The following is a 23,717-nucleotide window of genomic DNA, read 5'->3' on the forward strand; positions in this document are numbered from 1 at the left end:
GCTGCGCCACTTTTGGGAGTAAATGGATGATTACGGGTGAGTTGAAGTCTAAGGTCGATCGCCTTTGGACGACGTTTTGGAATAACGGGATTAGTAACCCGCTGTCGGTGATCGAGCAGATTTCTTACTTGCTGTTTATCAAACGGCTGGATGACCTGGAGCTGGCGAAAGAGCGGAAGGCTCAGCGGTTGAATCGTCCTGTGCAAGATCCCATTTTTTCGGTTGAGCAGCAACATTGTCGTTGGTCGCACTTCAAGAACCTGACGGATGCTGAGGAAATGCTGAAGCTGGTGCGGGATGAGACGTTTCCGTTCATCAAGAATTTGGGTGGGCCGTTGGCTGCGAATGCCTACACTCGCCACATGAAGGACGCGATGTTTCTGATTGCTAACCCGGCGCTGCTGGCGAATGTGGTGGGCCAAATCGACCAGATCCCTATGGAGGATCGGGACACGAAGGGCGACCTGTACGAGTACATGCTGTCGAAGCTGAGCACGGCAGGGACGAATGGGCAGTTTCGCACGCCTCGGCACATTATCAAGATGATGGTGGAGCTGATGGCTCCAGGGCCAAGGGAAATTATTTGCGACCCTGCTTGTGGGACGGCAGGCTTTCTGGTGGCGGCAGCGGAGTACGTGCGGGAGCAGAAGGACAGCGCTGGCAATCTGATTTTGAATGGGCCAGGGAACCGTGACCACTTCGATGCAGAAATGTTTCACGGGTTCGACTTCGACGCGACGATGTTGCGGATTGGCAGTATGAACTTGATGCTGCACGGGATCGAAGACCCGAAAATTGAAGCGCGAGATTCACTTTCGGAGGATCATGCTGGGATTGAGGAGGCGTTTACGCTGATTCTGGCGAACCCACCGTTTAAGGGATCGATTGAGCAGTCAACGATCGCGAAGACCTGACCAAGATTATTAAGACCACCAAGACTGAGCTGCTGTTTGTTGCGTTGTTTCTGCGGCTGCTGAAGATTGGTGGACGGGCAGCGGTGATCGTGCCTGATGGGGTGCTGTTTGGCTCGTCGAAGGCGCACAAAGACATCCGCACGTTGTTGGTAGAGAATCACAAGCTGGATGGGGTGATCTCGATGCCGTCGGGGGTGTTTAAGCCCTATGCGGGGGTATCGACGGCGATTCTGATTTTTACGAAGACGGGCGCAGGCGGAACGGATCACGTTTGGTTCTATGACATGGATGCAGATGGCTTGTCGTTGGATGACAAGCGGCAGCCTGTGGAGCAGAACGACATCCCGGATTTGTTGCGGTGTTGGCAAACTCGCAACCCTGAGCAGGAGACTGACCGCACGAGCAAGGCTTTCTTTGTGCCCAAGGCCGAGATTGCTGCGAATAACTACGACCTCTCAATCAACCGCTACAAGGAAGTGGAGTATGAGGAGGTAGAGTACGAACCGCCGAAGGTGATTTTGCAAAAGCTGCGATCGCTCGAAGACGAGATTCGGGCGGATTTGGATGAACTGGAGCGGTTGCTAGGATGAACCATATAGCTGAATTGGGCTTGCTGGAGGCTAGGCGATCATGACTGTGACAACTCAGAAGATGACGCTGGAGGAGTACCTCAACTACGACGACGGTACGGAAAAGGTTTATGAGTTGGTGAATGGGGAGTTGGTCGAGATGCCGCCAGAGAGCGAACTGAACCGTCGGATTGCGATGTTTTTGCTCGCTTATTTCTTGCAACAGGGTGTTCCGGCTTATCGGCTGACGATGAAAACCGAGATTGCAGTCAGCGGGTCACGGGCGACGACACGGTTTCCTGATTTGATGGTGTTGTCTGATGAGTTGGCAATGGCATTAGAGGGGGCTAGCCGCTCAACGGTGATGCCAGAAATGCCACCACCGCTGCTGGTGGTTGAGGTGGTGAGTCCAGGTCAGGAAAAGCGGGATTATCGTTATAAGCGATCGGAGTATGCAGCGCGAGGGATCGTGGAGTATTGGATTGTTGACCCGATGCAGCAAAGGGTGACGGTGTTGGAGTGGGTGGAAGGGCTATATGAGGAGCAGGTCTATGAAGCCGATAGCCCGATCGCCTCACCGCTATTCGGGACTCTAAATCTTACAACTTCGCAGGTTTTGCAGGGACGATAAAAATTGATGTTTGTAGGCTACAAAAGGCGATCGCTAGGAACTGGAATTCAATCAGCTTCAAGTGTTTTGGGGGTGTTGTAAGGATGGTTCAGAGTATTCTTGCTTCTGAAATTCCTAGTGGTTGGTCTCTTCTAAAGCTGGAAGATGTAGCTAACATTGCGTCTGGTGTTACCAAAGGCAGGAAGCTTGCAGGTAGGGCTACAACTTGGGTGCCATACCTACGAGTAGCGAATGTTCAAGCTGGTTGGCTTGATCTCAAAGAAGTTAAGGAAATCGAAGTTCCTGTCGAAGAAGTTGATAAGTATCGACTTCAGCCAGGTGATGTCGTCATGACTGAGGGTGGAGATCCAGACAAGCTGGGCAGAGGAGCAGTTTGGAAAGGTGATGTGGGTCTCTGTCTCCATCAAAATCACATTTTCCGAGTTCGACCAAAACCCGAAATGCTAGATCCTCAATACCTAGAGGCTTTTCTTGGCTCTAAACAAGCACAAAAATACTTCTTTAAATGCGCCAAACAAACAACTGGTATTGCTTCTATTAACATGACCCAGTTACGGTCATTTCCAGTTTTGCTACCTCCATTAAAAGAACAGGGTCGGATTGCTACCATACTTGATCGCGCTGATGCTGTTCGACGGAAGCGACAAGAGGCGATCGCCTTTACAGAAGAACTCTTGCGATCGGCTTTCATAGAGATGTTCGGCAATCCTCTTAATAATTCCAAACATTGGGAGGTCATAAACCTCGGTAAACTCTTGACATTCTTAACTAGTGGTTCTCGGGGTTGGGCTAAGTTTTATGCTTCAGAAGGTGATTTATTCCTTCGCATTCAAAACGTGAAAAATGGAAGGCTTTTGTTAGATGATATAGCCTACGTTAATCCTCCCAATTCTGCTGAAGCGCGGCGCACCTTAGTTCAAGAAGGAGACGTTTTGCTTAGTATTACAGCCGACTTGGGCAGGACTGCGGTTATTCCAAGAGGATTGAAACCCAGTTATATTAATCAACACTTAGCCTTACTTCGGGTGGATCAAAGGCGGATTTCCCCTACCTATCTTGCTGCTTTTCTATCTTCGCAAGCTGGGCAATTGCAATTTGAAAAACTTAACAGAGAAGGTGTAAAAGCAGGTCTTAACTTTGATGATGTTAAAAGCTTGCGTATTCTGCTTCCACCTATTCAAAAACAACAGGAGTATGAAGAGCTTTTTGCGTGTCAGACCAATGCTTTAGCTCGATATAAACAGAGTGTTGATTCATCTAGAAATCTCTTCAGCTCTATTCATCAGCGCGTCTTTTGCGGTGAAATCTAAGGTGTTATGGTTCCTAACAGCAAGCTCTACTCTAGAATCAAGGGCAGTAGTCTAGCTTTGAGGTTAAATCATGATTGCCTCACCCCAGCCCCACCTCACCGCTGAAGAATATCTTGCTTGGGAAACTCAGCAAGAAACTCGCCATGAGTACGTGAACGGGGCGATCATCGCCATGACAGGCGGCAGCATTGCCCATAACCTGCTAGCCCTCAACCTCTACAGCGCCCTACGGCCTCACTTGCGGCAACGTGGCTGTGTTGCAACCGTGGCTGATGTCAAAGTGCAAGTGAGCAGCAGCATCTACTACTACCCCGATTTGGTGGTTACATGCAGCGATCGAGATTTGCAAGCGCGTCAACTCATTCAAGATCCTTGCGTCATTGTTGAAGTACTTTCCCCCAGCACCGCAGCCAATGACCGAGGCGACAAATTCAAAAACTACCGCAACCTCAACAGCCTGCAAGAATACATCCTGATCGACTCCGAAAAAATTAGCATCGAGCGCTACCGTCGGGGTGAAGGTCGCATGTGGCTCTACCACCCTTACACCACTGGCGAAACCCTGATTTTAGAAAGCCTAGAGTTTGAGTGCGCGATTGATCAGATTTACGAAGGTGTTTCTTTAGAACCGTAATCTTGACCTCCAAACCTCGCCATGATTGCCTTTTAGCAATTAGTTTGGTTTTATGCTTAATGAATTAAACTGTCCCGTTTTTGAGCGATCGCCTCACCGTAGCCCTCCTCTCGACAAAATGAGGTAGAGTGCCAGAATAGAGCAGAATAGTGCTCAAACTTTTGCCCTGATGAATGTCAGCCCAGAGCCTCAAGTAGAGAGTAAGTTTCCTGATTGCGTAGCGATGAAACTCCACCTTCAGGCAAAATCTGAAGACCCCAAGGCCTTGTTACTGAAATTAAACAAGACACAGGTAACAGCTCATCCAAAAGAATTTGATCTCAGTCTTACCATCAGCTTTAGTGGTGAGCAGGAAATAGTAGTGCCAGGTGGCACTCGGTTAGGGCTACCAGGAGGACGAGCAACCGTTGGCATAAAGCGGGGACAGCTTCGATTGACCCTTCAAAATTGCAAATTGCTATTAGAAAAGACAACCCTTTTAGAACCATTTAAGGCATCGATCACGGTAGAAACGCAAAAGACTAAATCCTCTGCAATTCAGGCAAGCGCAGCATCGAATGCTCCTAGTATTGGAACGCAAGCAACTGAAGGCTCAACTGAGAAGACTACCGTAGAAGTTATTCAGGTTGAGAAGATAGGCTCTGAAGACAAACCTGCCTGGATTTTTGAAGCTTACGGCGATCGCCCAATTTTAGAAGGAATGCTCACAGAAATACTATTGGGTACTCTTCAAGTTGATGAGCTTCCTTGTGAAATAACTGCTGATTTTATGGTTCGAGGTGAGGATGTTCAGATCACCTGGAGGCGAATTGAGCAAGAGGATGTTCATCACTACTGGGCACGAAGGAAAGTTGAAAAGATTCATCGCAATAAGCTTGCTGTGATTAAACGAGCGATCGCTCTTCGATATATCAAACCAATGGTTGAATCTGCCCCTCTTTGTCAGGAGAGGTGGGAGCATGGCTGACCTTACTTCCTTTGAACAACTAGAGCAAGCAATTGGTGATGTCCTTGATGCTGAAACGAGCGAGTTTGTCAAGCTAGCTAAGATGTTGGGATTAGACCCAACGCAGGATTTTGTCGGAGCTGACTTATCTGACACTGATTTCTCTCCAGAATATTTAGCGGGTGCAAATTTCACTGGGACAGACTTGCGTGGTGCTGACCTTGCATTTGCTAAGTTGCAAGGAGCAAACCTTACAAATGCCGATCTAGGTGTTTTACCTTTCAGCTATCTAGCGCGTCTTAAAGAAATCAATCACCTAATCATCAACGCCCGCGACCTCGCCATCGAACGCGCCCACACCCTCGCCCGCGACTTCGCCGACGACATGACCTCCGGCTTCCCCAGCACCAGCTACTTCGCCATCGACTCCTACGCCGACCCTCTCGCCGTCGAACGAGCCCTCGCCTTTGCCGTTGCCCTCGAATGCACCCGTGCCCTCGACAGCGACCTCGCCCTCGTCCTCGACAGTGTCCTCGACAGTGTCATCAACCTCGCCCTTGGTTTGGACGACTTGGACGAAATTCGCGCCCTCGAACGCAACGGCGTCTACATGCGTTGGGATCCCCCCTACCCCACCTCGGATCACAGATCGGAATGCATTCGTGCTATCGGACTTGGAGCAAACTTGTACAGAGCCAACCTCACTGGAGTCGTGCTTGACGGAGCTAATGTTGAGGGGGCACTTATGATTGGCTGTACGGGTTTATCAAGTTCTCAGATTGCTGATTTAAAGAGACGAGGAGCCATTTTCGATATTCCTCTTGAGGATTGATCGGAGGTTCGGGTACTAGTTCCTAGATGAGCCTCTGCGAATATGTCGTTTGGGCCTCCACAGATAGGGAAAAGCGATCGCGGGGCGATTGGATGCAGCTTCGCTACCTGTGGCCCTTGATGCTGAAAAATTCAAATGTATTTCCTGTAAAGATAGGCTGAGTATTTCAGCGATCTACCTAGAAGAGTCTATTATGCAGAATTATTCCTTCTAGTAATAGTTTGACAGCGGAGGGCATTGCGGGTGACAGGGCAGATCAGTGATTCGTTTGACTATCGCAACCAGCCCTACTCCCTTGTCGGCATCAGAGGGGTCGGTCTGTTCGATCCTGCACAGCATGGTATCAAGCCGGTGGCGATCTCTACCGCCTGCTGGCGGGGCTTTTTCTGTATCTACGAGGTCGCAGACAACGCGCTGTTTCTCACTACACTCTACATCGGTCTCGGGAATGAGGACGAAGCCACCGCTGTTCGGGGTGAGGGGCCAAAACTGTTCGGTAAGGTTCCGAGTCGATACCCGCTGCCCAAGCTCAAGTGGATGCCGAACCACGAGTCTTCGGACTTTAAGGTCGATGGCATCCGGGAGCTAATTCCGTTCACCGGCGGTCTGTTACTCGGGAAAGACTTCATCCAGGACATGTACGTTCATGGGGGGTACCAACGGGCATACAAATTTCGCGAAGTTCACGAGATGGTATTTGACTCTGGTCGGCTGGTCGAGGAGCATGATCGTTCGGCCCAAATGTCTGAGCTTCGCGAGATGATCTTGTCTGAGGATAGGGAACACGACCTAGTAAATCCAAGATCTCCGATTCAGAAGTGGATCAAGCAGCATTTCAGCCGCCAGTATGAGTTTTAGGTATAGCAGCCGAACCGTTGACTGCTGAGCAGTGACGATACAGAATCAGCCTCAGCAAGGCAGTGGTCCTTCATGAACTTCCTTTAAGAGTGCCCCCCACTGTTCCGCATCAGGCGTTTGGTTAGGAAAGACACTTAATATGGTCCTGGAGGTGAAGCCCTGATCAGTCTTGTACGTGCAAATGACGACTGAAGTTTCCTTCAACTGAGCTTTTTCAGCGGTTTGCCCAGGTCGACGATCATATGCCTTTTGCCTCTCGCTACAAAGTTCCTCAAAGCGTTGGCATTGCTCATCACGAAGTTCCTTAAAGCGTCGGCGTTGCTCATCAACCGACTGACTTTCTATTTTGCTGAACGACTCTTTAGGTATTCTGGGCACAATGTCATACCTAGGCTCAAAAGCGCCGTTTCTATCCAAAAGCTGTAATTCAGATTTGTGATGTATGGTGACTTGGTATAAAGAAATTACCTCTCCTGTGATCAGATTAATATCATACGCTGCTTCACTCTCAGCGGGTGGAGGAAGGGGCTCTTGTATTCCACGATTGGGCCGTGTAGGAGAATGTCTGGAATAGATACGCAGGGTTTGTTGAGAGAGATCACACAGCATATGAGTCACTGTGCCAGACAGCCACAACGCTGGCGATCGCATCAAAAGTCGCCCGTTTATAGTGACATACGCTGCAATCGTGTCACCTTGCACCACCCACAGGATGTCATCAGTGACGCACAAAGGGTACCCATCATCTTGGGATTCCCACACAATGTTGCCTGAAGCAATCGAGCGGCAGATGACCTTGCCCTCAATCGAGCGATAAAACAAGTTAGATTCGGGCAAATCAACGGCAAGTGGATGCGCTAAGGCAGGGGCCACCGCTGTTCGAGGGGCAGGGTGAGGCAAGGTAGTCGGTGGGGGTGCTTCCTCAACCGCAGGTTTGCCTCTGTTGATCGCACGTCGCCAAGAGTTCAGCCACTGCCACATCACATCGTCTCCCATTGCTTAGATAGATACTGACAGTTCTTTCAGAAGGGGCACCACTAAACGGGAATCCAGGCTAGCCAAACTTGCAACAAGATGAAAGCGACAAGATAAGCTACGACTTGTAAGACAAGCAGTCCCAATAGCCCGCCAATCAGCCCCGGTAACCCAATCAAGCCTCCTAGAGAGACTAAAGCGGTTGTGAAAGCAGCCCCGCCGAAGAATGGCGCAGTCTGCAATGCTAGATAAAATGCTCCGGCTGGAACTGCACAACTAACAAGCAGTGCCAGGCTACTAACCAGGGTATTTTTGATCATTTCACTGAACACCGTGAAATCTAATGCCTTTAAACTCTAAGACAAACTGCTATGGCATCAGTAGATAGTTGTGTCGGTTTCGATACTGTCAGTTACCCGCAAGTACGTAATTGGAAAGTGAAGAGATGATGAATCATTCATAGCGACCCCATTAAAATTCTGGTTTCTACGAAAGAATTGGGAATTTTATACCATAAGTTTATTTGTGAAGTTGTAGATGGCATCCAACTTTGACTTTCTGCATAGCCGCTACCCCACTCTGTTTGAACACGCCGCTCATGCCGAAAGCTTGGTTTACGCCGCCCCTCGTGCCAGTTGCTTCTATGCCCGCTTCACCCTAGAGCAAGCCGTTCACTGGCTTTATGAGAACGACCCCTACCTACAGCTCCCCTACGACGAAAGTTTAGGCGCACTGATTCACGAGCCCACTTTCCAAGACAACCTCAAGCCAGGGTTGTTTCCTAAAGTCCGTGCCATTCAGAAAATGGGCAATACAGCAGTTCATGCCGCCACCCTGATTACTGAAAAAGATGCGCTGCGACTGGTTGAAGAGCTCTTTCACTTTCTTTACTGGCTCTCACGCTCCTATTCCCCCAATGCCAAAAATCACCCCTCCGTCACCTTCGATCGCAACCTAATCCCTCAGCCGAGTGCTGCTAGCCAACCCGACCTTTCAAGGCAACAACTCCAAAACCTAGAGACTCAGCTCTCTCAAGTTGACGAAATGCGTCGGATTGCCGAAGCCCGACAGCAGCAAACTGAGCAAGAACTAGCAGCACTCAAAGCCGAGCTTGCAGCGCTCAAACAGCACAATGAAGCAGTTCCCGACCCCCACAACTACAACGAAGCCGAAACTCGTCGCTACCTGATCGATGTCTTGCTCAAAGAAGCAGGGTGGAACATTGAGCAACCCAATTGGACTGAGTATGAAGTTCAGGGAATGCCCACCGACAGCGGGAAAGGACGAGTAGACTACGTGCTTTGGGGCAATGATGGCAAACCGCTCGCTTTGGTTGAAGCTAAACGTACCCGCAAAAGCCCAGCAGAAGGCAAGCACCAAGCCAAACTTTACGCCGACTGCTTAGAGCAACGCTTTGGACAGCGTCCTGTCATCTTCTACAGCAACGGCTACACCACTTGGATTTGGGATGACACCAATTACCCACCCTGTGAGATTCAAGGTTTCCTGAAAAGAGATGAATTAGAGCGGCTGATCTTCCGCCACAGCAATCGCAAACCGCTGCATCGGTTGCTGGTTAACCCTGCTATCGTCGAACGCAGCTATCAAACCGAAGCCATTCGCCGCATCACTGAAACCTTTGATGACAAGAATGGCCGTAAAGCTTTGTTGGTGATGGCTACAGGTACAGGCAAAACCCGAACCGCGATCGCTTTAATCGATGTACTAATGCGGGCCAATTGGGTTAAACGAGTCCTCTTCCTTGCCGATCGCAATGCTTTGCTGACTCAAGCGCTCAGAGCCTTCAAGAGCCACTTACCCACCGCGACCGCTATTGACCTGAGCACAGGCGGTGATGCTGAGACCGCTAACGTGGTGCTCTCCACTTACCCCACCATGTTCAACCGCATTCACCGCAGTGCAGAGGGACAGCGGATCTTCGGCCCTGGCCACTTCGATTTAGTCATTGTGGATGAAGCTCACCGCTCGATCTACAAAAAATACCGCTTTCTATTCGAGTACTTTGACTCGCTCTTAGTAGGCCTGACCGCCACCCCACGGGCTGAAGTGCATCGAGATACCTATCGCATTTTTGAGTTAGAATCTGGCGTTCCCACCTTTGCCTATGAACTCAGTGATGCGATTAGCGATCGCTATTTAGTGCCGCCAAGAGGTATCAAAGTTCCTTTCAAGTTCATGCAGTAAGGCATTCACTATGCCGATCTCCCATCTGCTGAGCAGGAAGAATACGAAGAGAAATTCCAAGACGAAGAAGACGGTTCTTTACCTCCTCAAATCAACGCCTCTGGTCTAAATCAATGGCTGTTCAACGACAACACGATCGATCAAGCCTTAGAGCTGATTATGGAAAAGGGTCTGAAGGTAGAAGGGGGCGATCGCCTAGGCAAAACTATCATCTTTGCTCGTACTCAGGAACACGCGGAGTACATTGTGGGGAGATTTGACAAAAACTATCCCCACTACCAAGGTAAGTTTGCTCAAGCGATTCATAGTGATGTCTTCTATGCTCAAAACCTGTTAGATAACTTCTCGGATTCTAAGCAGGAGCCAACCATCGCTGTTTCAGTCGATATGCTTGACACGGGTGTTGATGTGCCTGAGGTTGTTAACCTCGTTTTCTTTAAGCCCGTTTACTCGCGGGTCAAGTTTAATCAAATGATTGGTCGTGGCACACGCCTCTGCCCCAATCTCTTTGCTCCTGGTGAAGACAAAGCTGAGTTTCTGATTTTTGACCTGTGCAGTAACTTTGAGTTTTTCAGGCAAGAACTCAACGAATCTGACCCTAAGCCGACAGAATCTTTGACGACTCATCTGGTCAAAGCTCGTCTAGAACTAAGTCAGCGGCTCCGTCGCCAATCCACTGCCAAACCTGAGCAAACTGAATTACAAAAATCTCTATTAGATGACCTGCATCGCCATGTCGCCTCAATGGAGCGTGATAACTTCCTGGTGCGCCGTCACTTGCAGAAAGTAGAAGAACTGAGCGATCGCAATCGCTGGGAGCATTTGAGCGAGCTTGATATAGAAGCGATCGTTGGCTCACTCTCCAAACTGCCCAACGGCCTACCCAGTGAAAAGCAACTTATCAAACGTTTTGATTTGCTCTGTCTCAAACTTCAGCTCGCGATTGTGAAACAGTCTAAGAATTTCACGAAGCTGCGTGATCAGTTCCGGGATGTCTTACATCAACTAGAATCTAAACCGACTGTCCCGATGATTAAAGCCAATCTTTCTTTGATTGAGGAAGTTCAATCAGAAGCTTGGTGGATTGATATCACACCTGAAGACATTGAGCAGATCAGACGGCAGCTTCGTGATCTCGCCAAATTCATCGATGCTCAGGAGCAACGTATCGTCTACACCGACTTTACTGATGAGTTGGGCATACTTGAGGAAGTCGATGTGCCTATTCAACAAACTGGCTTTAGCCCTTACCAGTACCGTAAGAAAGTCGAAGCCTACATTCGAGACAATGAAAACCACATCGCGATCGCCAAGCTCAAGCGTAACCTGCCGCTGACCGCAGAAGATTTAGCTGCTCTAGAAGCAATGCTTTTCGATTCAGAAGCAATTGAAAATCGCGATCGCTTTGAACAGGTTTATGGCAAAACCCTTAGCCTCCAGCTCTTCATTCGCAAACTGGTAGGGCTCGATCGCAATGCTGCTAAGCAGGCATTTAGTCAGTATCTTGAGAGCGCTCACTTTAATGCAAATCAAATTCGTTTTGTGGAAACCATCATTGATTACCTCACTCAAAACGGCATCATGGACCCAGGATTGCTCTACGAGCCACCTTTTACCGAAGTCCACCACGAGGGATTAGATGGTGTTTTTAGGGATAATGATGCTGACCAAATCATTGCGCTCGTTGACTCGTTTAATCGCAACGTTGGCATGAAATTTGGAGCAGCATAAGCTATTGTCTTAAGACTCATTGCTCTCGAATGAATCCTCAACCAGTGATTCCAATTCTTGAAGTAGCTTCTCCAGACGTTTCTGCTTCCGAGAGTCTGGTAATTTTTTGCCCTTCAGCCGTTTAGATACGCTAGCAAGGCGATCGCTAACTGTAGGCTCACTAGACACTGCCTGAGTTAATTCCTTCAGTCGTTCCTTGATCTGCGCTAGCGACAAGTTCTGACCAACCGCTTCCTGCAAAAGGAGTTGCCGCTGCTGCTCATCTTTGAGCTTCGCGATCGCCCTTGCTTTCGTGTATTCAAGCTTGCCTTGGCGCAGCACTTCCAGAATATTAGGCGGTAGGTTGAGGAGTGGCAGTCGGTTAGACCGGAAGGATTCAGCATTCAATCGTCCAACCACTGCTAAGGTGTCCTCGACCTTTTTCAGTTGAATGGTAACGTTATCATTCAACTCTTTCCCTCGCTGTTTAGCGTTGTATGACTGATGAAGTAAAGAGATTATTTCTTGAGGAGCAGTATCTAGGGCGATCACCAACAGCTGCAAGATTCCTTCAGTTTCTTCAACTGGGTTTAAATCTTCACGTTGCAGGTTTTCCAACAAAGAGACTTGAAGTGCTTGCCGATCATCTAATTCCCGGACCACAATAGGAACTTCTTGCAGCTTCGCGACTTGTGCTGCTCGTAGCCGTCGCTCCCCAGCTACCAGTTCATAACCTCCAGTAGGAATTGGACGGACTAGTAGTGGCTCCAAAATTCCATGCTCTTGCACAGATTGAACAAGCTGCGCCATTTTGCTAGAGTCAAAGTAACGCCGGGGTTGCTGCTTCGGTAGCTTAATACTCTTGGTAGAGACAGATTGTGAAGACAGCTCAGTCTGAATAGAATCAGGGTCAGCAATAAACTTTTTAACGACTGAATCACCAATTGATTGGGTTAAGGATTGCCGAGGTTTAGCCACTGATTCCCTCCAATGCCTGCTTAAATAATTCCTCCATCTCCCGCCTTGCAATTCCAGCTGGACTTCCTGGTAAATCGAAGACGGTAGAGTTTTGCCCAAAACAGTCAGCAATAATTTGTCGCTGATGAATCACTTTATCTAATACCGTTACACCTGGGAATAACCGTAATACCTCGATAGCTTCATCTTTAAGCTTCGTTCCCTTGATAGCGCGATTCACAAAAATAACTGCTTTCGGATCTCCCCGACGAATGCGTTGAGCTTGCTGAACTAAACGCACCGTATCAGAGGCGCTTTCTAAATCAACTCCAGTTGGCTGACAGGGGATAATTGCCAAGTCAGCACTCAAAACGGTTGCTCTTGTCGTTTCTGATAAAGCTGCTGGCCCATCAACAAGCACCCAAGTATAGGACTCAGCTAACTTAGGCATTTCATCTAAAAGCTCATCTGGGCTGTGAACAACTTGGCAAGGAATAGTTTGGTCTAAGCGTGACAACCATTTGGAGGACGACTGCTGAGCATCTGCATCCACAACTACAACTGATTGACTCAGCTTAAGCAACCAACGAGCTAGATGAACTGAGACAGTGGACTTGCCAGCCCCCCCTTTTTGATTTACAACTGCAACAATTGGCATGAGTAACCCAAGAACTTATCAGACCAAGCTTATGCCAAGTCGTATAGATGAATGGTAACGTTACCATTCATCCTTAGGCACATTGAGCCATTAAACAAGAATCAAAGCTAAAACTACTGTCACCTTCTCTCAGAAACGCTCCTTTTAGAGATGGTCTCTTTCGAGCTCAGCTGTAAACAAACTCATCAATCGTGCGAAGAATTGAAACGTTGATTTGGAAACGAGTTTATTTACAGTTATAGAGCGCTACAAGCTGCATTTTGGTTCAGGTGAAGCGGATGTAAAACAAACGACCGAATATTTACAGGTTGATTTGGGGCAAAGGATTTGCAGTCCTTTCATGAAAATAATAAAGCGCTCTCTAGCTATAGGTTGTAGAGAGCGCTTTACTTTGCTTGCCTAAACTTTGCCTAAATATCAGTAGAGATCCCCTACATTTTGGGGTGTTGTAGGAGGCCAGACTTAAATCCTGTCCTCGGCATAATTACACGGTGTCGGCTGAAACACTTTATTCTCTAAGTCTCCAATAAAATTTATCTCTTTCGTTTATTGCTTCCAAATTAGGACATAATGTTAATCTATATTTCTTGACTACCCGACAAACTTTATTAGCTCTAAACATGTTTGATGTGTAGCTTACAACTAGCCGAACAGCATACGACTTTTTTTTCAATGTAATTATTGACAACGCGTTTTGAGCTTTTAACGAAGTAGGAAGAGTTCTATGTTCCCTATCATTAAGCCACTTGCTCAGCTCATCACTACTTAAATCTGAAGGTACAACAGTGTCTAATGGCTTAAGTCTTGCAAGTTTTTCATGAGTGTAAGTAATCCATCTACTTTTGAAAAGCCTAAGATTCATCCAGTTTGTAATACTGATTTCTATCACAACATCATTTGCTGTGAGTTTGTCACTTTCGTTATGGATTTCATACACAGGTAAACAGTTAGGACTAAGAAGTTTTAGCTCTGCTCTAATCTTCGGGTAGTTCGCTGCCAAAAAAACTCGCCTCGTGTTAAAGAATGCAATAAGCGATATCCCCAAAGATATAGTGGAAATGATAATGGGGAGGATTTTGAGAAGATCATCTTTAATGAACAAAAACTTTTCTTGAATAGACGGCATAGTCAAGCTTCTACTCCTTGCCCAGCATGATGCAAAGTGAAAAACGATTAGCTGAAAACTTAATAGGGCAGGGGTTTATGAGTCCCCAGAAGTAAAACTCAAATCTCTCTATCTATATACGGTTTAGCGCTTCACTCTACAACCTTGCCTAAACTTTGCCTAGATACGAGCAGAGATCCCTCTAAATTTCAAGAAGGACCCCTACTACCCCAAAGCAGGAATTTATAGCTTCTCTCAGTACTTGTCAAAGCCTTACACAAAATTCTGATACTTTTGATTACACCGCTCTGGGCCAATTTCTACCTCATTATCGACTCATCACTTATGTCTATTCAAGCTAAATTTTCTAGCCGATTTATTCGATTCCTGTCCCTCAGCCTGACCGTTGCAACGCTGTCCTCACTAATGGGACAGATTCCGGCTCAAGCGCAAACCACTTTTTCAGATGTAGCGTCAGATTATTGGGCAGCACAATTCATTCGAGCACTCGTCGATCGTGATGTGATTCGCGGCTTTGCCGACGGCAGCTTTCGCCCCGACGAGCCGATTACTCGGGCCCAGTTTGCCGTCTTGGTCGGGCAGGCGTTCGACCGACCGACTGTTCGCAGTGCTGTTCGTTTTCGGGATGTGCCCAGCAGCTATTGGGCCGCCAGCGCCATCCAAACCGCTTACGCCGAAGGCTTTCTCAGTGGTTATCCTAGCAATGTCTTTAACCCAGATCAGTCCATGCCCCGCGCTCAGGTTTTAGTCGCTCTGGCGAGCGGTCTACAGTTTGAGCCGAGTGGAACCAATGCCAGCGTGACAGGTGGCTTCCGTGACTACGATTCAATTCCTTCTTATGCCCATGATGGCGTGGCGGCGGCGACCTTCCGCGACCTCACTGTGAACTACCCCAACATTGATGTTCTCAATCCCAATCGCGCCGCGACCCGTGCTGAAGTGGCCGCCTCAATTTATCAGGGTCTGGTGGCGACTGGCAGTGCTCCTGCGATCGAGTTTCCCTATATTCCCTAAGCCAAGCGATCGCTCCTGTGCAAAAATGCATAGCGGCAGTGGGGGTACAAGCCCGTTTCATTCGAGAGTTTTACCATCGAGAGTTTTACCAGCTGTGCAAATCGTTCCGAGCCGTCAAGTGGCTATTTGAGTTTGCGACACACTGTCAAATTTTCCAGTTTCCGAAAGTATTTATGTATGGCTCATTTTCATGAGCCCCTTAGGATCGCTATATCAGTATCTTGTCCTTATCGACAGTTGAAACACGAAGGTATAAGGTACAAATGGTTTGCTTCATGCAGCAAGGGTATCAAAAAAGGACCGTTTTTTGATAGGGCTTTTACTCAAGACTCCCACCCTGATTTAAGGTCGTTTCAGCTCCGCTAATTTATACTCCTTTTTTGATACCCCTTGATGGCTTAGTACCTAAACAACGATCGAGATCGCCTCCTCCACTGTCCATTAAAAAACTAATCAACAGCTCCAAAGAGTTAATTTCACAAACGAAACGTATTAAAGCTTCTGTTCTCAGAGCATTTCAACTAAGGAAGATATTTCTTTAGATGTGAAATTAATTCTTTAAAGGATAACTGCTGTAACTCCTTTGGCTAAAGCGTTAAAGCAGCTAAGAGTTAAATTAATCACATCAGCAGGTTCCTCCTTCAGAAATACGATCCCTTGCCATGCCCCTCGCTGAAGTGAAACTACTGGTAGAGAGTAAAAGCTGGTTTTGGCACTACAACCTTAGCTATGCAGGCACGACTTAGAAGGTGGGAGTGAGGTAATCATGGCGACAACGGTTGTAACAGTGCCCCAATTCTGGAAGGGTCAGAGCGTGAGTTTCATGGGTGGGGTTGGCATTATTAAGAGCTATCAACCAGAAGCGGATAGCTGGGCCTATCTCGTTGAGATGGCAATGGGACCAGAGCCAGAGATGGGCAGAATTGGCTATGAGACCACGATTCTACTCAGCCAAACTGAGCTCAGCTTGCGGTATCACCCCTACTATTCTGACCTGGCAATGAGTGCCTAAGGCGATCGCAGCGGCAGAATGACTTCATAGGTTTGAAGCTGGAACATCTTCTGACGCTCACTCTGAAGCAATGGAGCAGCGACAACCCTGAATGCCCAGTTGAGTGGCTGAGGTTAGGAGCTCTCTGAATGGTTGGTGTTTTAACAATCCGCTGATCCCCTAAGGTGGCCATGCTCATAGAACTCTGGCAAATCTTGAAGAATGATTGAAGGACCAACTCAGAGGTATGACACGTACCCCCTCGTACTTTCTCATGACTTAGTTCAAGTGTTTAAGTTTTGGTATCACAACGAAGTTTGTGAAGGGATGTGCTCAAACAAAGAAATCTATCGCCTTTGCGGCCAATACCAGGCCCAAGATAGGCAAGAAGCCTTTTGCTTAGCGGTCGCTCTAGCAGAGCATGGGGCTCAAGTTTGCATTACTTGCATGAGACATGAGTATAAGGTGTGGGTCAGTTTAAGAACTTTGCACATAGCTGCCTCTGTTCCTGCTCCTGAGAGGACGCCTTCCTCCTCATCATCGCTTCAAGAAGAACGGCTCTGACTAAGATCAGCAGTGCAGGCTAGTGAATTGCTGAGGATATATGTTCACTTGAAGCAGTATCAAGTTAGAGCTTCAGTAACAGTAAGAGCACCAGGGGCTCGCCCAGTGCCTGGTTGCACAGGGCACTTGCTCAAGGACAATGCCACAAGACACAATCAGTTCAAATCTAAATCCCCAGAGTATTTTGACGGCGGCCCGTTCAATCTTTGGTCAGACGTGTCTTTTCGGCTTGCACCATCAAGATTTTCACTGGTGGATAACGGTCACTGCTCTCTCTACCTCGCCGGACCCAAAGCTTGACAAAGTCACATGGACGAATGAGAGAGTTGAGTTCAATTGATGGCAGAGAATGGAATAGGGCGACAAGAGAATCAGCTTTTTAGCCCTTCTGACAGCTTTTGGGCTAAGGGCAAAGCGGGAGCGATCGCCGCGAAATTAACAGCATTTTTTGAGTTCGAGTGCTAGGGTGAGGCATCCTTAAGCTGAGGGTTGAAAGGTTGCGGCGCAATCTTCTCTCCTAAGAAATGCATCCACGTCAAACGCAGTCACAGCCCCTAGAGTCGCGGCAACCTTCAGCAAGTCATCCAGAGCGTGATCCTGCTTTCGATGAATTACTCACCTACCTCAGGCAGAACCACGGGTTTGACTTCACAGACTATAAACCCCCTAGCTTAATGCGCCGAATCCAGTTACGAATGCACGAGGTTGGCATAGGGACTTACGGCGATTACACGGCTTATCTACAAGCTAATCCAAATGAGTTCACGCCTTTGATCAACACCCTCTGGATTAACTTCACGGGGTTCTTTAGAGACACACTGTCTTGGGAGTATCTGGTCGCTGACATCATTCCTCGCATCCTACGCCAGAAGTCAGCGGATGCACCCATCCGAGTGTGGAGCGCGGGATGTGCTTCTGGAGAAGAACCTTACTCTCTGGCGATCGCGCTTGCGGAAGCGTTAGGAATAGAGCAGTACCAGAAGCGAGTCCGCCTCTTTGCCTCTGATATTGATGCCAACGCACTCCACCAAGCTCGGCAGGGGCATTACTCGGCAATGAAGATGGCTAATGTGCCGATCGCCTTACGAGAGCGCTATTTCAAGCCAATAGGCAACTACTACAGCGTCTGTTCAGAGCTGCGGTCGCCGCTACTCTTCCTGCGACATAATCTGCTGGAAGACCCACCGATGAGTCAGATTGACCTACTTGTGTGTCGGAACGCCCTGATTTATTTCAATCAGGATGGGCAAATGAAGACGCTGGTGCGCTTTTACTTCAGCCTGAACCATGCAGGGGTGCTCTTCCTGGGAAGTTCAGAGTTGTTGCCCCAGGCGGATCGATTGTTCAAGTTGCTAAGCGTGCAGCATCACATGTTTCGCAAAGTAGAGAAGTCTTCCCTCACCCCGGACCTGCTAATCCAAGGGCTCAAGCGAGCATAAACCCTGGGGCGGGTAGGAGTCAGTACCCACAGCTTTAGAAGAACTGCTCTAACCCGAATGAGTAGCGCGGGGGTGCCGCTGCGGGTGAGAGGGATCCGGGCACCGTAGCTTGCAGGCCCTTCAGAGGTATCTTGACGTGTCGGAGAGGCAACTGGAGGGGGCGATCGGAAGTCCAGCCCAAGTCGTTTCCTGGGACAGGTAAATTAAGCCTGATTCTACAAACTGCGGCACATTAAGAATTCTGGAATCATCAAGCCAGGCCGACAATCTTGCCAGTAAAGTTGCTACTACAACGATTGTTGAGACCGTTGAAAAGTTACATTCTCAAGAGGCTACCCTCATGACCCGGATTCGAGTTGCTCTGATTGAAGACCACGACCTGACTCGTGCAGGGCTCCGTGCCATGTTCAGCCTTCACGAGGGACTCGAGGTAGTCGGGGAAGCAGCAAATGGTCCAGATGGCTTGACCTTACTCATGGAGACTCAACCCGATGTTGCCTTGGTCGATATTGAGATGCCTGGTCTCAATGGCATTGAGGTGACTCGTCGATTCAAGCAATGGTGGAGTGAGAATCATGCTGAAGCTGCCCCCACGAAAGTCATCATGTTAACGATGCAGGATGATGAAGCCGCAGTCTTAGCCGCTTTTGGAGCTGGAGCAGATTCCTACTGCATGAAAAATGTGAGTACAACTCATTTGCTCGAAGCCGTCAAAAGTACTTATAACGGTAACCACTGGATTGACCCCTCCATTGCCCGCATCATCTTAAAGCACAACAACAACATGCAGGCAGCTCAGGAAACCACTGCTGATCTGGGCTCTAGAGCGATCGCGATGGACGAGGAGTATACCAGCGTGATCACAGCAGCTCCACTGACGAGTCGAGAGCTCGATGTCCTCAAATTAATTGTCGACGGATGTTCCAATGCTGAGATCGCCGCCCGCTGTTACATCACGGTCGGGACTGTCAAAACTCATGTCCGCAACATTCTCAACAAGCTTTGTGCCGAGGACCGCACCCAGGCAGCCGTGAGAGCCTTACGCGGTGGCTTGGTCTCTTGAGCCTAACTCTGCGTAGTTTTTCGTGACCTTGTAGCGCTGCTGTAGCGGAGTCGGATGGCAGTGATCGCCACTGAACTAGCAGAGCTGCCGGAAGAACCTCAAAGAGTGAATGATTCAGTGCTGATTCGTTCAGCGCTCTATGACTAGCTGATACCGATCGCGGCTCTCAGTTTCTAAGTTGCCTTTGATGAGGATTACGTTTACACATTATTTGGGTTGAGCCTAGTTAGAAATAGATAAGCTTGACTCTAGGCTTTAGTTTTTAGGTGGAATGCAAATGACTGAGCACCCAGTTACTATCAGTCAAGCTTTGCGGCAAGAGAGCAAAGCTTTACGAGCTTGGAGTGAAGTCGGGCGAGCTAGAGCTCAGCGACGGCGTGCTAACTGTCTAGCTATCCAGAATCAATGTCGTTCCAGTCGAAACCAGAGCCAGCTGTTACTAGCTGAAAGCCAATTGCTGATTCATTAGGAAGCTTTGCAACTAAAGTTACTCTTTACTAGCCTGTAACCTTTGACTTGTAGCCTGTAGTTCTCTGCTTCTGGCGATCGCCTCTTAGGTAGCTGCAAGTAGCTGCAGAGCTGTGACCCAGAACTCTCAAATTCCATTAGGGTCCGCGTGGGTTGGTGATCCAAAGTTAGGGAGAAGCACACGTCTCTCAATTGAAGCAGTGGATCACACATGATTCGTACTACATGAGCTAATGGTATCTTCGCTACCTTAGAGCTTTCTAGACTCGGTTTGGTTTGAGCAAGTTGATGATCTCGCTTACGAATCGTTCTATCTCCAAAGGTTTCGTCAGGTGCCTCTGAAAGCCAGCTTGCATGGCTCTTCTTTGGTCAATATCTGCGGCATAAGCCGTCAGGGCGATCGCTGGAACCGTACCGCCCTGACCGGGTGGACGGGAGCGAATCTGTTGCATGAGTGTGTAGCCATCCATTTCTGCCATGCCAATATCGCTGACAATCACATTTGGCATAAACTGCTCCAACGCTTGCAATGCTTCTAGACCAGAAGCAACAGCTGTTACTTTTGCCCCCCGTTGTTCTAGCAGAAAAGCCTCAAATTCGCGGGTATCCATATCGTCATCCACTAGCAAAATTTGAATGTTGTCTAAGAGCCTTTCTGAGCCTGGTTGAATGTGGATTGACCCAGCTATGCTCGGCATTTCCTGCTGCATAGCCGGTAACTGCACGATAAAGATTGCACCTTGATGCTCACCCTCACTCTCTACCTTGACCGTGCCGCCGTGCAGTTCCACAATTTGCCGGACGATCGCTAGACCCAGACCCAAGCCCCCAAATTTGCGGGTAGTGGAGCCGTCTTCTTGCCGAAAATACTCAAATACATCAGGAAGAAATTGAGGCTTGATGCCAATGCCGGTATCTCTCACCCGAATCTGAGCCAAGCCAGCGAGTTGCGTCAGCTCAACCGTCACTTGGCCGCCGTGAGGCGTGAACTTAACGGCATTCGTCAGCAAGTTCCAGACCACTTGCTGGAGGCGAGCTGCATCGCCAAAGATGGGGGCGGTATCGAGGTCGAGGTCAAGCCCGATCGCAATCTGCTTGGCGTCTGCTGCCAAGCGCACGGTTTCGACTGCCGCAGAAATCACAAACGCCAAACTGGTGGGAGTGGGAGTTAAGCTCAGCTTGCCCTGCATGATGCGGGAGATGTCGAGCAAATCTTCGATGAGCTGCGATTGCAGTTTGGCATTGCGCTCGATCGTCACCAGTGCATTCGCTTGGCGGGCTGCGTCGAGTTTGCCAGTTCGCAGCAACTGTACCCAGCCCAGGATCGGGTTGAGGGGCGATCGCAACTCATGGGACAGCACCGCCAGAAATTCATCTTTGATCCGATTGGCGTTCTCAGCGATTTCTCGGGCAGTTTGTTCTCGCTGTAAGAGTTGTTCTCGCTCAGCTTGGGCGCGTCTAAACTCTTCGATGTCTGTGCTTGTGCCAAACCACTGCACAATTTGTCCCTGGTCGTCCCGAATGGCGATCGCCCGCGCGAGAAACCAATGATAGGTCTGAGCCACTCCATGTTTCAAGCGAAATTCAGCTTGATAGGGTGCCCCTGTCGCCAGCGCCATCTGCCACAGAGCGATCGTGGCCTCAAAGTCATCAGGATGAATCATTTGAGTGGCACAGTGGATGTCTTGAGTCTGCTCTAGAGTCAGCCCGGTGTAAGTTGTCCATTGCTGGTTCACATACTGCGTGTTGCCTTGAGCATCAGTGATCCAAACCTGTTGCGGCATAGCATCCGCGAGCTGGCGAAATTGCGCTTCCCGTTGCAAAAGGGTAGCTTCTGCCTGCTTGCGCTCGTGGATATCCACCGAGGCACCGAACCAACGGATGATCTCGCCTGTTTGCGGGTCTCGGTAAGGCTCAGCGCGCACCAGAAACCAGCGATAGCTGCCCGTTGCAGAGCGAATCCGCTGTTCGACCGAGAACACGCTGCCGATGCGTAGCGCTGCGTTAAACGCCGCCATTGAGTGATCGCCATCGTCTGGGTGCACAAAGCTAGCCACGGCCTCGGCTGCTGCCATCGGTTCGTAAGGAACGCCTGTATAGTCGCTCCATTGCTTGTTGAAGAACTCAAGCTGCCCTTGGGTATCCGTAATCCAAACGATTTGCGGGACGACATCGGCCATGAGTCGGAACCGTTGCTCGCTCTCACGCAGCGTGGCTTCGGTTTGTTTGCGTTCGCTAATGTCGGTAAAGATGACCGCTACCTGACGCATTGTGGCATCACCGACCCGCGACACCAAAACGTCGAGCCAGCGATCGAGCGCGTCTATTCGCTCTTCAGTGCGGATAGACTCACCTGTGTGAATGACTTGGGCGTAAAGGTCATTCCAATACTGTTCCAGCCCCGGTACGAATTCACTTGCTGTTTTGCCCTCTGGGTTGGCAATCCCAGTCTGCCGCTCAAAGGCTGGATTCGCTTGCAAAACGCGGTGATCAAACGGCTTGCCCTCGGCATCGAATAGCACTTCAACCGTGCAAAAGCCTTCGTCGATCGACTCGAACAACCGACGATAGTGTTCTTCAGATTGACGCAGAGCGGCTTCTGTCTGTTTACGCTTGGTAATATCTACCGCTGTTGCATAAAGCACTTGTTCCTCCAAGTGGGGCTGCGCTCTCCAAAGCAACCAGCGGTAGGAGCCGTCTTTGTGCCGATAACGGTTTTCAAAGGCAAACGTTTCGGAGCCAGACAACACGCTGACGCTTTCCGCGACAGAGGCGAGGATATCGTCTGGATGCAGGAAATTAGTCCAGGGGCGAGATGTCATTTCCTCAGGTGTCCAGCCGAGAATACGCCCAAAAGCCGGGCTGACCCAGTGGAAATACCCGTGGCTGCTCATAATCACCTGCAAATCTGACCCGACGGCAAGAAAGCGATCGCGTTCCTGCTCAACTTTTTTGCGTTCAGTGATGTTGGTAAACAAAACGGCAAACTTATTGTCTTGCGGCTCACCGATGCAAAAAGCGTTGACATCAAACCAACGATGTAGAGCACTTGCGTAATTCTCGAATCGAGCAGATTCCCTACTTTGTACGACTCTGCCATAGATTTCAACCCAGTAAGCCTCAAGGTTGGGAGCGAGTTCCCGCATCCGTTTTCCTGTAGCTCGCTTCAATCCGGTGAGGTGTTCAAACACTGGATTCACTTCAAGAAAGCGGTAATCAACGGGTTTACCGTTTTCATCAAATAGCATTTCACAGATGCCAAAGCCTTGATCGATTGACTCAAATAACGTCTGGTATTTTGCTGCGGAGTCGAGCAGTGCATCCGTTTGGATGCACTTTTGCGACGGTACCGATGCTTGCTGCACCTGTTCAGATTTTTGAGCTGGATTGAGTTCAGCCAACTGACTCTGCACCGCTGTTTTCAAACTCTCTGACCAGGTTTCGATCCCGCCCAGCGGTGTTTGCGACCAGTCATACGAGCTTAGGACTGTTTCTACCTCACCACCTCCAAAGGGATTTTTGGGCATCTCCGGGTGTTCCTCTCCCCTCATGCTTTTAGCTTCCTTGAGGGAAGGTATTTTCCTTGGATTGCCTGACTGCATTCCCGTAAAGCTCCATCAGGTGACTCAACCAACTGGTTTAGCAAGAGTTCAATTTGTCTGAGTGCTAAGGGAGAAGGGGTAGCATGTCCGTTTTCCCAACGATTGATGGTAGGGAAGCTGACTCCAAGCTGAGCCGCAAACTTCTCCTGGGTCAGCTTCAAGGTTTGCCGCAGTTCCCGAATCAGTTGACCAATGGCAGGTTGTTCGACCCCTAAATATTCCTGATGAAAAGCCACAGCGCTCACAGTTTA

At 49.0% G+C, this 23,717-nt stretch carries 23 protein-coding genes; 16 read left to right on the top strand and 7 right to left on the bottom strand.

What is annotated here, in order from left to right; all coding sequences use genetic code 11:
- Positions 1 to 26 precede the first annotated feature (26 nt).
- From H6F68_RS29370 to H6F68_RS13020, 8 genes are all read left to right on the top strand, one after another.
- Positions 27 to 914, top strand: coding sequence for a class I SAM-dependent DNA methyltransferase (locus H6F68_RS29370; protein WP_277876060.1), 888 nt, complete (start codon positions 27 to 29; stop codon positions 912 to 914).
- 44 nt (positions 915 to 958) lie between these two features.
- Positions 959 to 1,504: a class I SAM-dependent DNA methyltransferase gene (locus H6F68_RS29375; protein ID WP_277876061.1), complete on the top strand. Its 546-nt coding sequence runs from the start codon at positions 959 to 961 to the stop codon at positions 1,502 to 1,504.
- Between the two features lie 40 nt (positions 1,505 to 1,544).
- Positions 1,545 to 2,114, top strand: a complete 570-nt coding sequence (locus tag H6F68_RS12995; RefSeq protein WP_190559582.1) for a Uma2 family endonuclease — start codon at positions 1,545 to 1,547, stop codon at positions 2,112 to 2,114.
- Between the two features lie 83 nt (positions 2,115 to 2,197).
- Complete coding sequence (locus tag H6F68_RS13000; RefSeq protein WP_190559584.1) at positions 2,198 to 3,424, top strand: restriction endonuclease subunit S; 1,227 nt, start codon at positions 2,198 to 2,200, stop codon at positions 3,422 to 3,424.
- A gap of 70 nt (positions 3,425 to 3,494) precedes the next feature.
- On the top strand, positions 3,495 to 4,058 hold the full coding sequence (locus H6F68_RS13005; protein ID WP_190559586.1) for a Uma2 family endonuclease: 564 nt from the start codon (positions 3,495 to 3,497) through the stop codon (positions 4,056 to 4,058).
- A gap of 433 nt (positions 4,059 to 4,491) precedes the next feature.
- Positions 4,492 to 5,025, top strand: coding sequence for a hypothetical protein (locus H6F68_RS13010; RefSeq protein WP_190559588.1), 534 nt, complete (start codon positions 4,492 to 4,494; stop codon positions 5,023 to 5,025).
- The gene (locus H6F68_RS13015; protein WP_190559590.1) at positions 5,018 to 5,836 is read left to right on the top strand and encodes a pentapeptide repeat-containing protein; all 819 of its coding nucleotides are present in this window, start codon (positions 5,018 to 5,020) and stop codon (positions 5,834 to 5,836) included. The genes H6F68_RS13010 and H6F68_RS13015 overlap by 8 nt, the downstream gene beginning before the upstream one ends.
- Before the next feature lie 243 nt (positions 5,837 to 6,079).
- The gene (locus tag H6F68_RS13020; protein ID WP_199300064.1) at positions 6,080 to 6,694 is read left to right on the top strand and encodes a hypothetical protein; all 615 of its coding nucleotides are present in this window, start codon (positions 6,080 to 6,082) and stop codon (positions 6,692 to 6,694) included.
- A 51-nt stretch (positions 6,695 to 6,745) separates the two neighbouring features.
- On the opposite strand, the gene H6F68_RS13025 is transcribed toward H6F68_RS13020, so the two are convergent.
- The gene (locus H6F68_RS13025; protein ID WP_190559594.1) at positions 6,746 to 7,690 is read right to left on the bottom strand and encodes a hypothetical protein; all 945 of its coding nucleotides are present in this window, start codon (positions 7,688 to 7,690) and stop codon (positions 6,746 to 6,748) included.
- A 41-nt stretch (positions 7,691 to 7,731) separates the two neighbouring features.
- Positions 7,732 to 7,911 (bottom strand): hypothetical protein, encoded by a 180-nt coding sequence (locus H6F68_RS13030; RefSeq protein ID WP_206755522.1) that lies wholly within the window; start codon positions 7,909 to 7,911, stop codon positions 7,732 to 7,734.
- Positions 7,912 to 8,206: 295 nt separating this feature from the next.
- Here H6F68_RS13030 and H6F68_RS29030 point away from each other — a divergent pair, with 295 nt between their 5' ends.
- Positions 8,207 to 9,874 carry a DEAD/DEAH box helicase family protein gene (locus H6F68_RS29030; RefSeq protein WP_242065488.1) on the top strand — a complete coding sequence of 556 codons (1,668 nt, stop codon included), beginning with the start codon at positions 8,207 to 8,209 and terminating at the stop codon, positions 9,872 to 9,874.
- A gap of 159 nt (positions 9,875 to 10,033) precedes the next feature.
- A complete protein-coding gene (locus H6F68_RS29035) occupies positions 10,034 to 11,605 on the top strand; it encodes a type I restriction-modification enzyme R subunit C-terminal domain-containing protein (protein ID WP_242065489.1) in 1,572 nt (523 codons plus the stop codon).
- A gap of 9 nt (positions 11,606 to 11,614) precedes the next feature.
- On the opposite strand, the gene H6F68_RS13040 is transcribed toward H6F68_RS29035, so the two are convergent.
- From H6F68_RS13040 to H6F68_RS13050, 3 genes are all read right to left on the bottom strand, one after another.
- Positions 11,615 to 12,562: a ParB/RepB/Spo0J family partition protein gene (locus H6F68_RS13040; RefSeq protein ID WP_313930112.1), complete on the bottom strand. Its 948-nt coding sequence runs from the start codon at positions 12,560 to 12,562 to the stop codon at positions 11,615 to 11,617.
- The gene (locus H6F68_RS13045) at positions 12,555 to 13,199 is read right to left on the bottom strand and encodes an AAA family ATPase (RefSeq protein ID WP_190559598.1); all 645 of its coding nucleotides are present in this window, start codon (positions 13,197 to 13,199) and stop codon (positions 12,555 to 12,557) included. The genes H6F68_RS13040 and H6F68_RS13045 overlap by 8 nt, the downstream gene beginning before the upstream one ends.
- 508 nt (positions 13,200 to 13,707) lie before the next feature.
- Positions 13,708 to 14,325, bottom strand: a complete 618-nt coding sequence (locus H6F68_RS13050; protein ID WP_190559600.1) for a hypothetical protein — start codon at positions 14,323 to 14,325, stop codon at positions 13,708 to 13,710.
- A 324-nt stretch (positions 14,326 to 14,649) separates the two neighbouring features.
- Between H6F68_RS13050 and H6F68_RS13055 the strand changes: the two genes are divergently transcribed.
- The 6 genes from H6F68_RS13055 (at position 14,650) to H6F68_RS13075 (ending at position 19,865) form a co-directional block, all read left to right on the top strand.
- Positions 14,650 to 15,339: an S-layer homology domain-containing protein gene (locus H6F68_RS13055; RefSeq protein ID WP_190559602.1), complete on the top strand. Its 690-nt coding sequence runs from the start codon at positions 14,650 to 14,652 to the stop codon at positions 15,337 to 15,339.
- A 766-nt stretch (positions 15,340 to 16,105) separates the two neighbouring features.
- Positions 16,106 to 16,351, top strand: coding sequence for a hypothetical protein (locus tag H6F68_RS13060; RefSeq protein WP_190559604.1), 246 nt, complete (start codon positions 16,106 to 16,108; stop codon positions 16,349 to 16,351).
- 882 nt (positions 16,352 to 17,233) lie between these two features.
- Entirely contained in the window at positions 17,234 to 17,359 is a 126-nt protein-coding gene (locus tag H6F68_RS29380; protein WP_277876062.1) for a hypothetical protein, read from the top strand.
- 59 nt (positions 17,360 to 17,418) lie between these two features.
- Complete coding sequence (locus H6F68_RS13065; RefSeq protein ID WP_190559606.1) at positions 17,419 to 18,333, top strand: protein-glutamate O-methyltransferase CheR; 915 nt, start codon at positions 17,419 to 17,421, stop codon at positions 18,331 to 18,333.
- 340 nt (positions 18,334 to 18,673) lie between these two features.
- Positions 18,674 to 19,396, top strand: coding sequence for a response regulator transcription factor (locus H6F68_RS13070; RefSeq protein ID WP_190559608.1), 723 nt, complete (start codon positions 18,674 to 18,676; stop codon positions 19,394 to 19,396).
- A gap of 277 nt (positions 19,397 to 19,673) precedes the next feature.
- Positions 19,674 to 19,865, top strand: coding sequence for a hypothetical protein (locus H6F68_RS13075; RefSeq protein WP_190552704.1), 192 nt, complete (start codon positions 19,674 to 19,676; stop codon positions 19,863 to 19,865).
- Positions 19,866 to 20,124: 259 nt separating this feature from the next.
- On the opposite strand, the gene H6F68_RS13080 is transcribed toward H6F68_RS13075, so the two are convergent.
- A complete protein-coding gene (locus tag H6F68_RS13080; protein ID WP_190559610.1) occupies positions 20,125 to 23,415 on the bottom strand; it encodes a PAS domain S-box protein in 3,291 nt (1,096 codons plus the stop codon).
- Positions 23,412 to 23,702, bottom strand: a complete 291-nt coding sequence (locus tag H6F68_RS13085; RefSeq protein WP_190559612.1) for a helix-turn-helix domain-containing protein — start codon at positions 23,700 to 23,702, stop codon at positions 23,412 to 23,414. Before H6F68_RS13085 ends, H6F68_RS13080 begins: the two co-directional genes overlap by 4 nt.
- Positions 23,703 to 23,717: the final 15 nt, after the last annotated feature.

The sequence above is a fragment of the Trichocoleus sp. FACHB-262 genome, from assembly GCF_014696035.1.
In the GTDB taxonomy this organism is placed as follows: Bacteria; Cyanobacteriota; Cyanobacteriia; order FACHB-46; family FACHB-46; genus Trichocoleus.

What these genes read in the sequence shown, in the direction of transcription:
- H6F68_RS13075 (WP_190552704.1), top strand. Translation starts at nt 19,674, where the DNA reads ATGACTGAGCACCCAGTTACTATCAGTCAAGCTTTGCGGCAAGAGAGC.
- H6F68_RS12995 (WP_190559582.1), top strand. Translation starts at nt 1,545, where the DNA reads ATGACTGTGACAACTCAGAAGATGACGCTGGAGGAGTACCTCAACTAC.
- H6F68_RS13080 (WP_190559610.1), bottom strand. Translation starts at nt 23,415, where the DNA reads ATGAGGGGAGAGGAACACCCGGAGATGCCCAAAAATCCCTTTGGAGGT.
- H6F68_RS13070 (WP_190559608.1), top strand. Translation starts at nt 18,674, where the DNA reads ATGACCCGGATTCGAGTTGCTCTGATTGAAGACCACGACCTGACTCGT.
- H6F68_RS13005 (WP_190559586.1), top strand. Translation starts at nt 3,495, where the DNA reads ATGATTGCCTCACCCCAGCCCCACCTCACCGCTGAAGAATATCTTGCT.
- H6F68_RS29370 (WP_277876060.1), top strand. Translation starts at nt 27, where the DNA reads ATGATTACGGGTGAGTTGAAGTCTAAGGTCGATCGCCTTTGGACGACG.
- H6F68_RS13025 (WP_190559594.1), bottom strand. Translation starts at nt 7,690, where the DNA reads ATGGGAGACGATGTGATGTGGCAGTGGCTGAACTCTTGGCGACGTGCG.
- H6F68_RS29035 (WP_242065489.1), top strand. Translation starts at nt 10,034, where the DNA reads ATGGAAAAGGGTCTGAAGGTAGAAGGGGGCGATCGCCTAGGCAAAACT.
- H6F68_RS13055 (WP_190559602.1), top strand. Translation starts at nt 14,650, where the DNA reads ATGTCTATTCAAGCTAAATTTTCTAGCCGATTTATTCGATTCCTGTCC.
- H6F68_RS13000 (WP_190559584.1), top strand. Translation starts at nt 2,198, where the DNA reads ATGGTTCAGAGTATTCTTGCTTCTGAAATTCCTAGTGGTTGGTCTCTT.
- H6F68_RS13045 (WP_190559598.1), bottom strand. Translation starts at nt 13,199, where the DNA reads ATGCCAATTGTTGCAGTTGTAAATCAAAAAGGGGGGGCTGGCAAGTCC.
- H6F68_RS29030 (WP_242065488.1), top strand. Translation starts at nt 8,207, where the DNA reads ATGGCATCCAACTTTGACTTTCTGCATAGCCGCTACCCCACTCTGTTT.
- H6F68_RS13060 (WP_190559604.1), top strand. Translation starts at nt 16,106, where the DNA reads ATGGCGACAACGGTTGTAACAGTGCCCCAATTCTGGAAGGGTCAGAGC.
- H6F68_RS13015 (WP_190559590.1), top strand. Translation starts at nt 5,018, where the DNA reads ATGGCTGACCTTACTTCCTTTGAACAACTAGAGCAAGCAATTGGTGAT.
- H6F68_RS13065 (WP_190559606.1), top strand. Translation starts at nt 17,419, where the DNA reads ATGCATCCACGTCAAACGCAGTCACAGCCCCTAGAGTCGCGGCAACCT.
- H6F68_RS13050 (WP_190559600.1), bottom strand. Translation starts at nt 14,325, where the DNA reads ATGCCGTCTATTCAAGAAAAGTTTTTGTTCATTAAAGATGATCTTCTC.
- H6F68_RS29380 (WP_277876062.1), top strand. Translation starts at nt 17,234, where the DNA reads ATGGCAGAGAATGGAATAGGGCGACAAGAGAATCAGCTTTTTAGCCCT.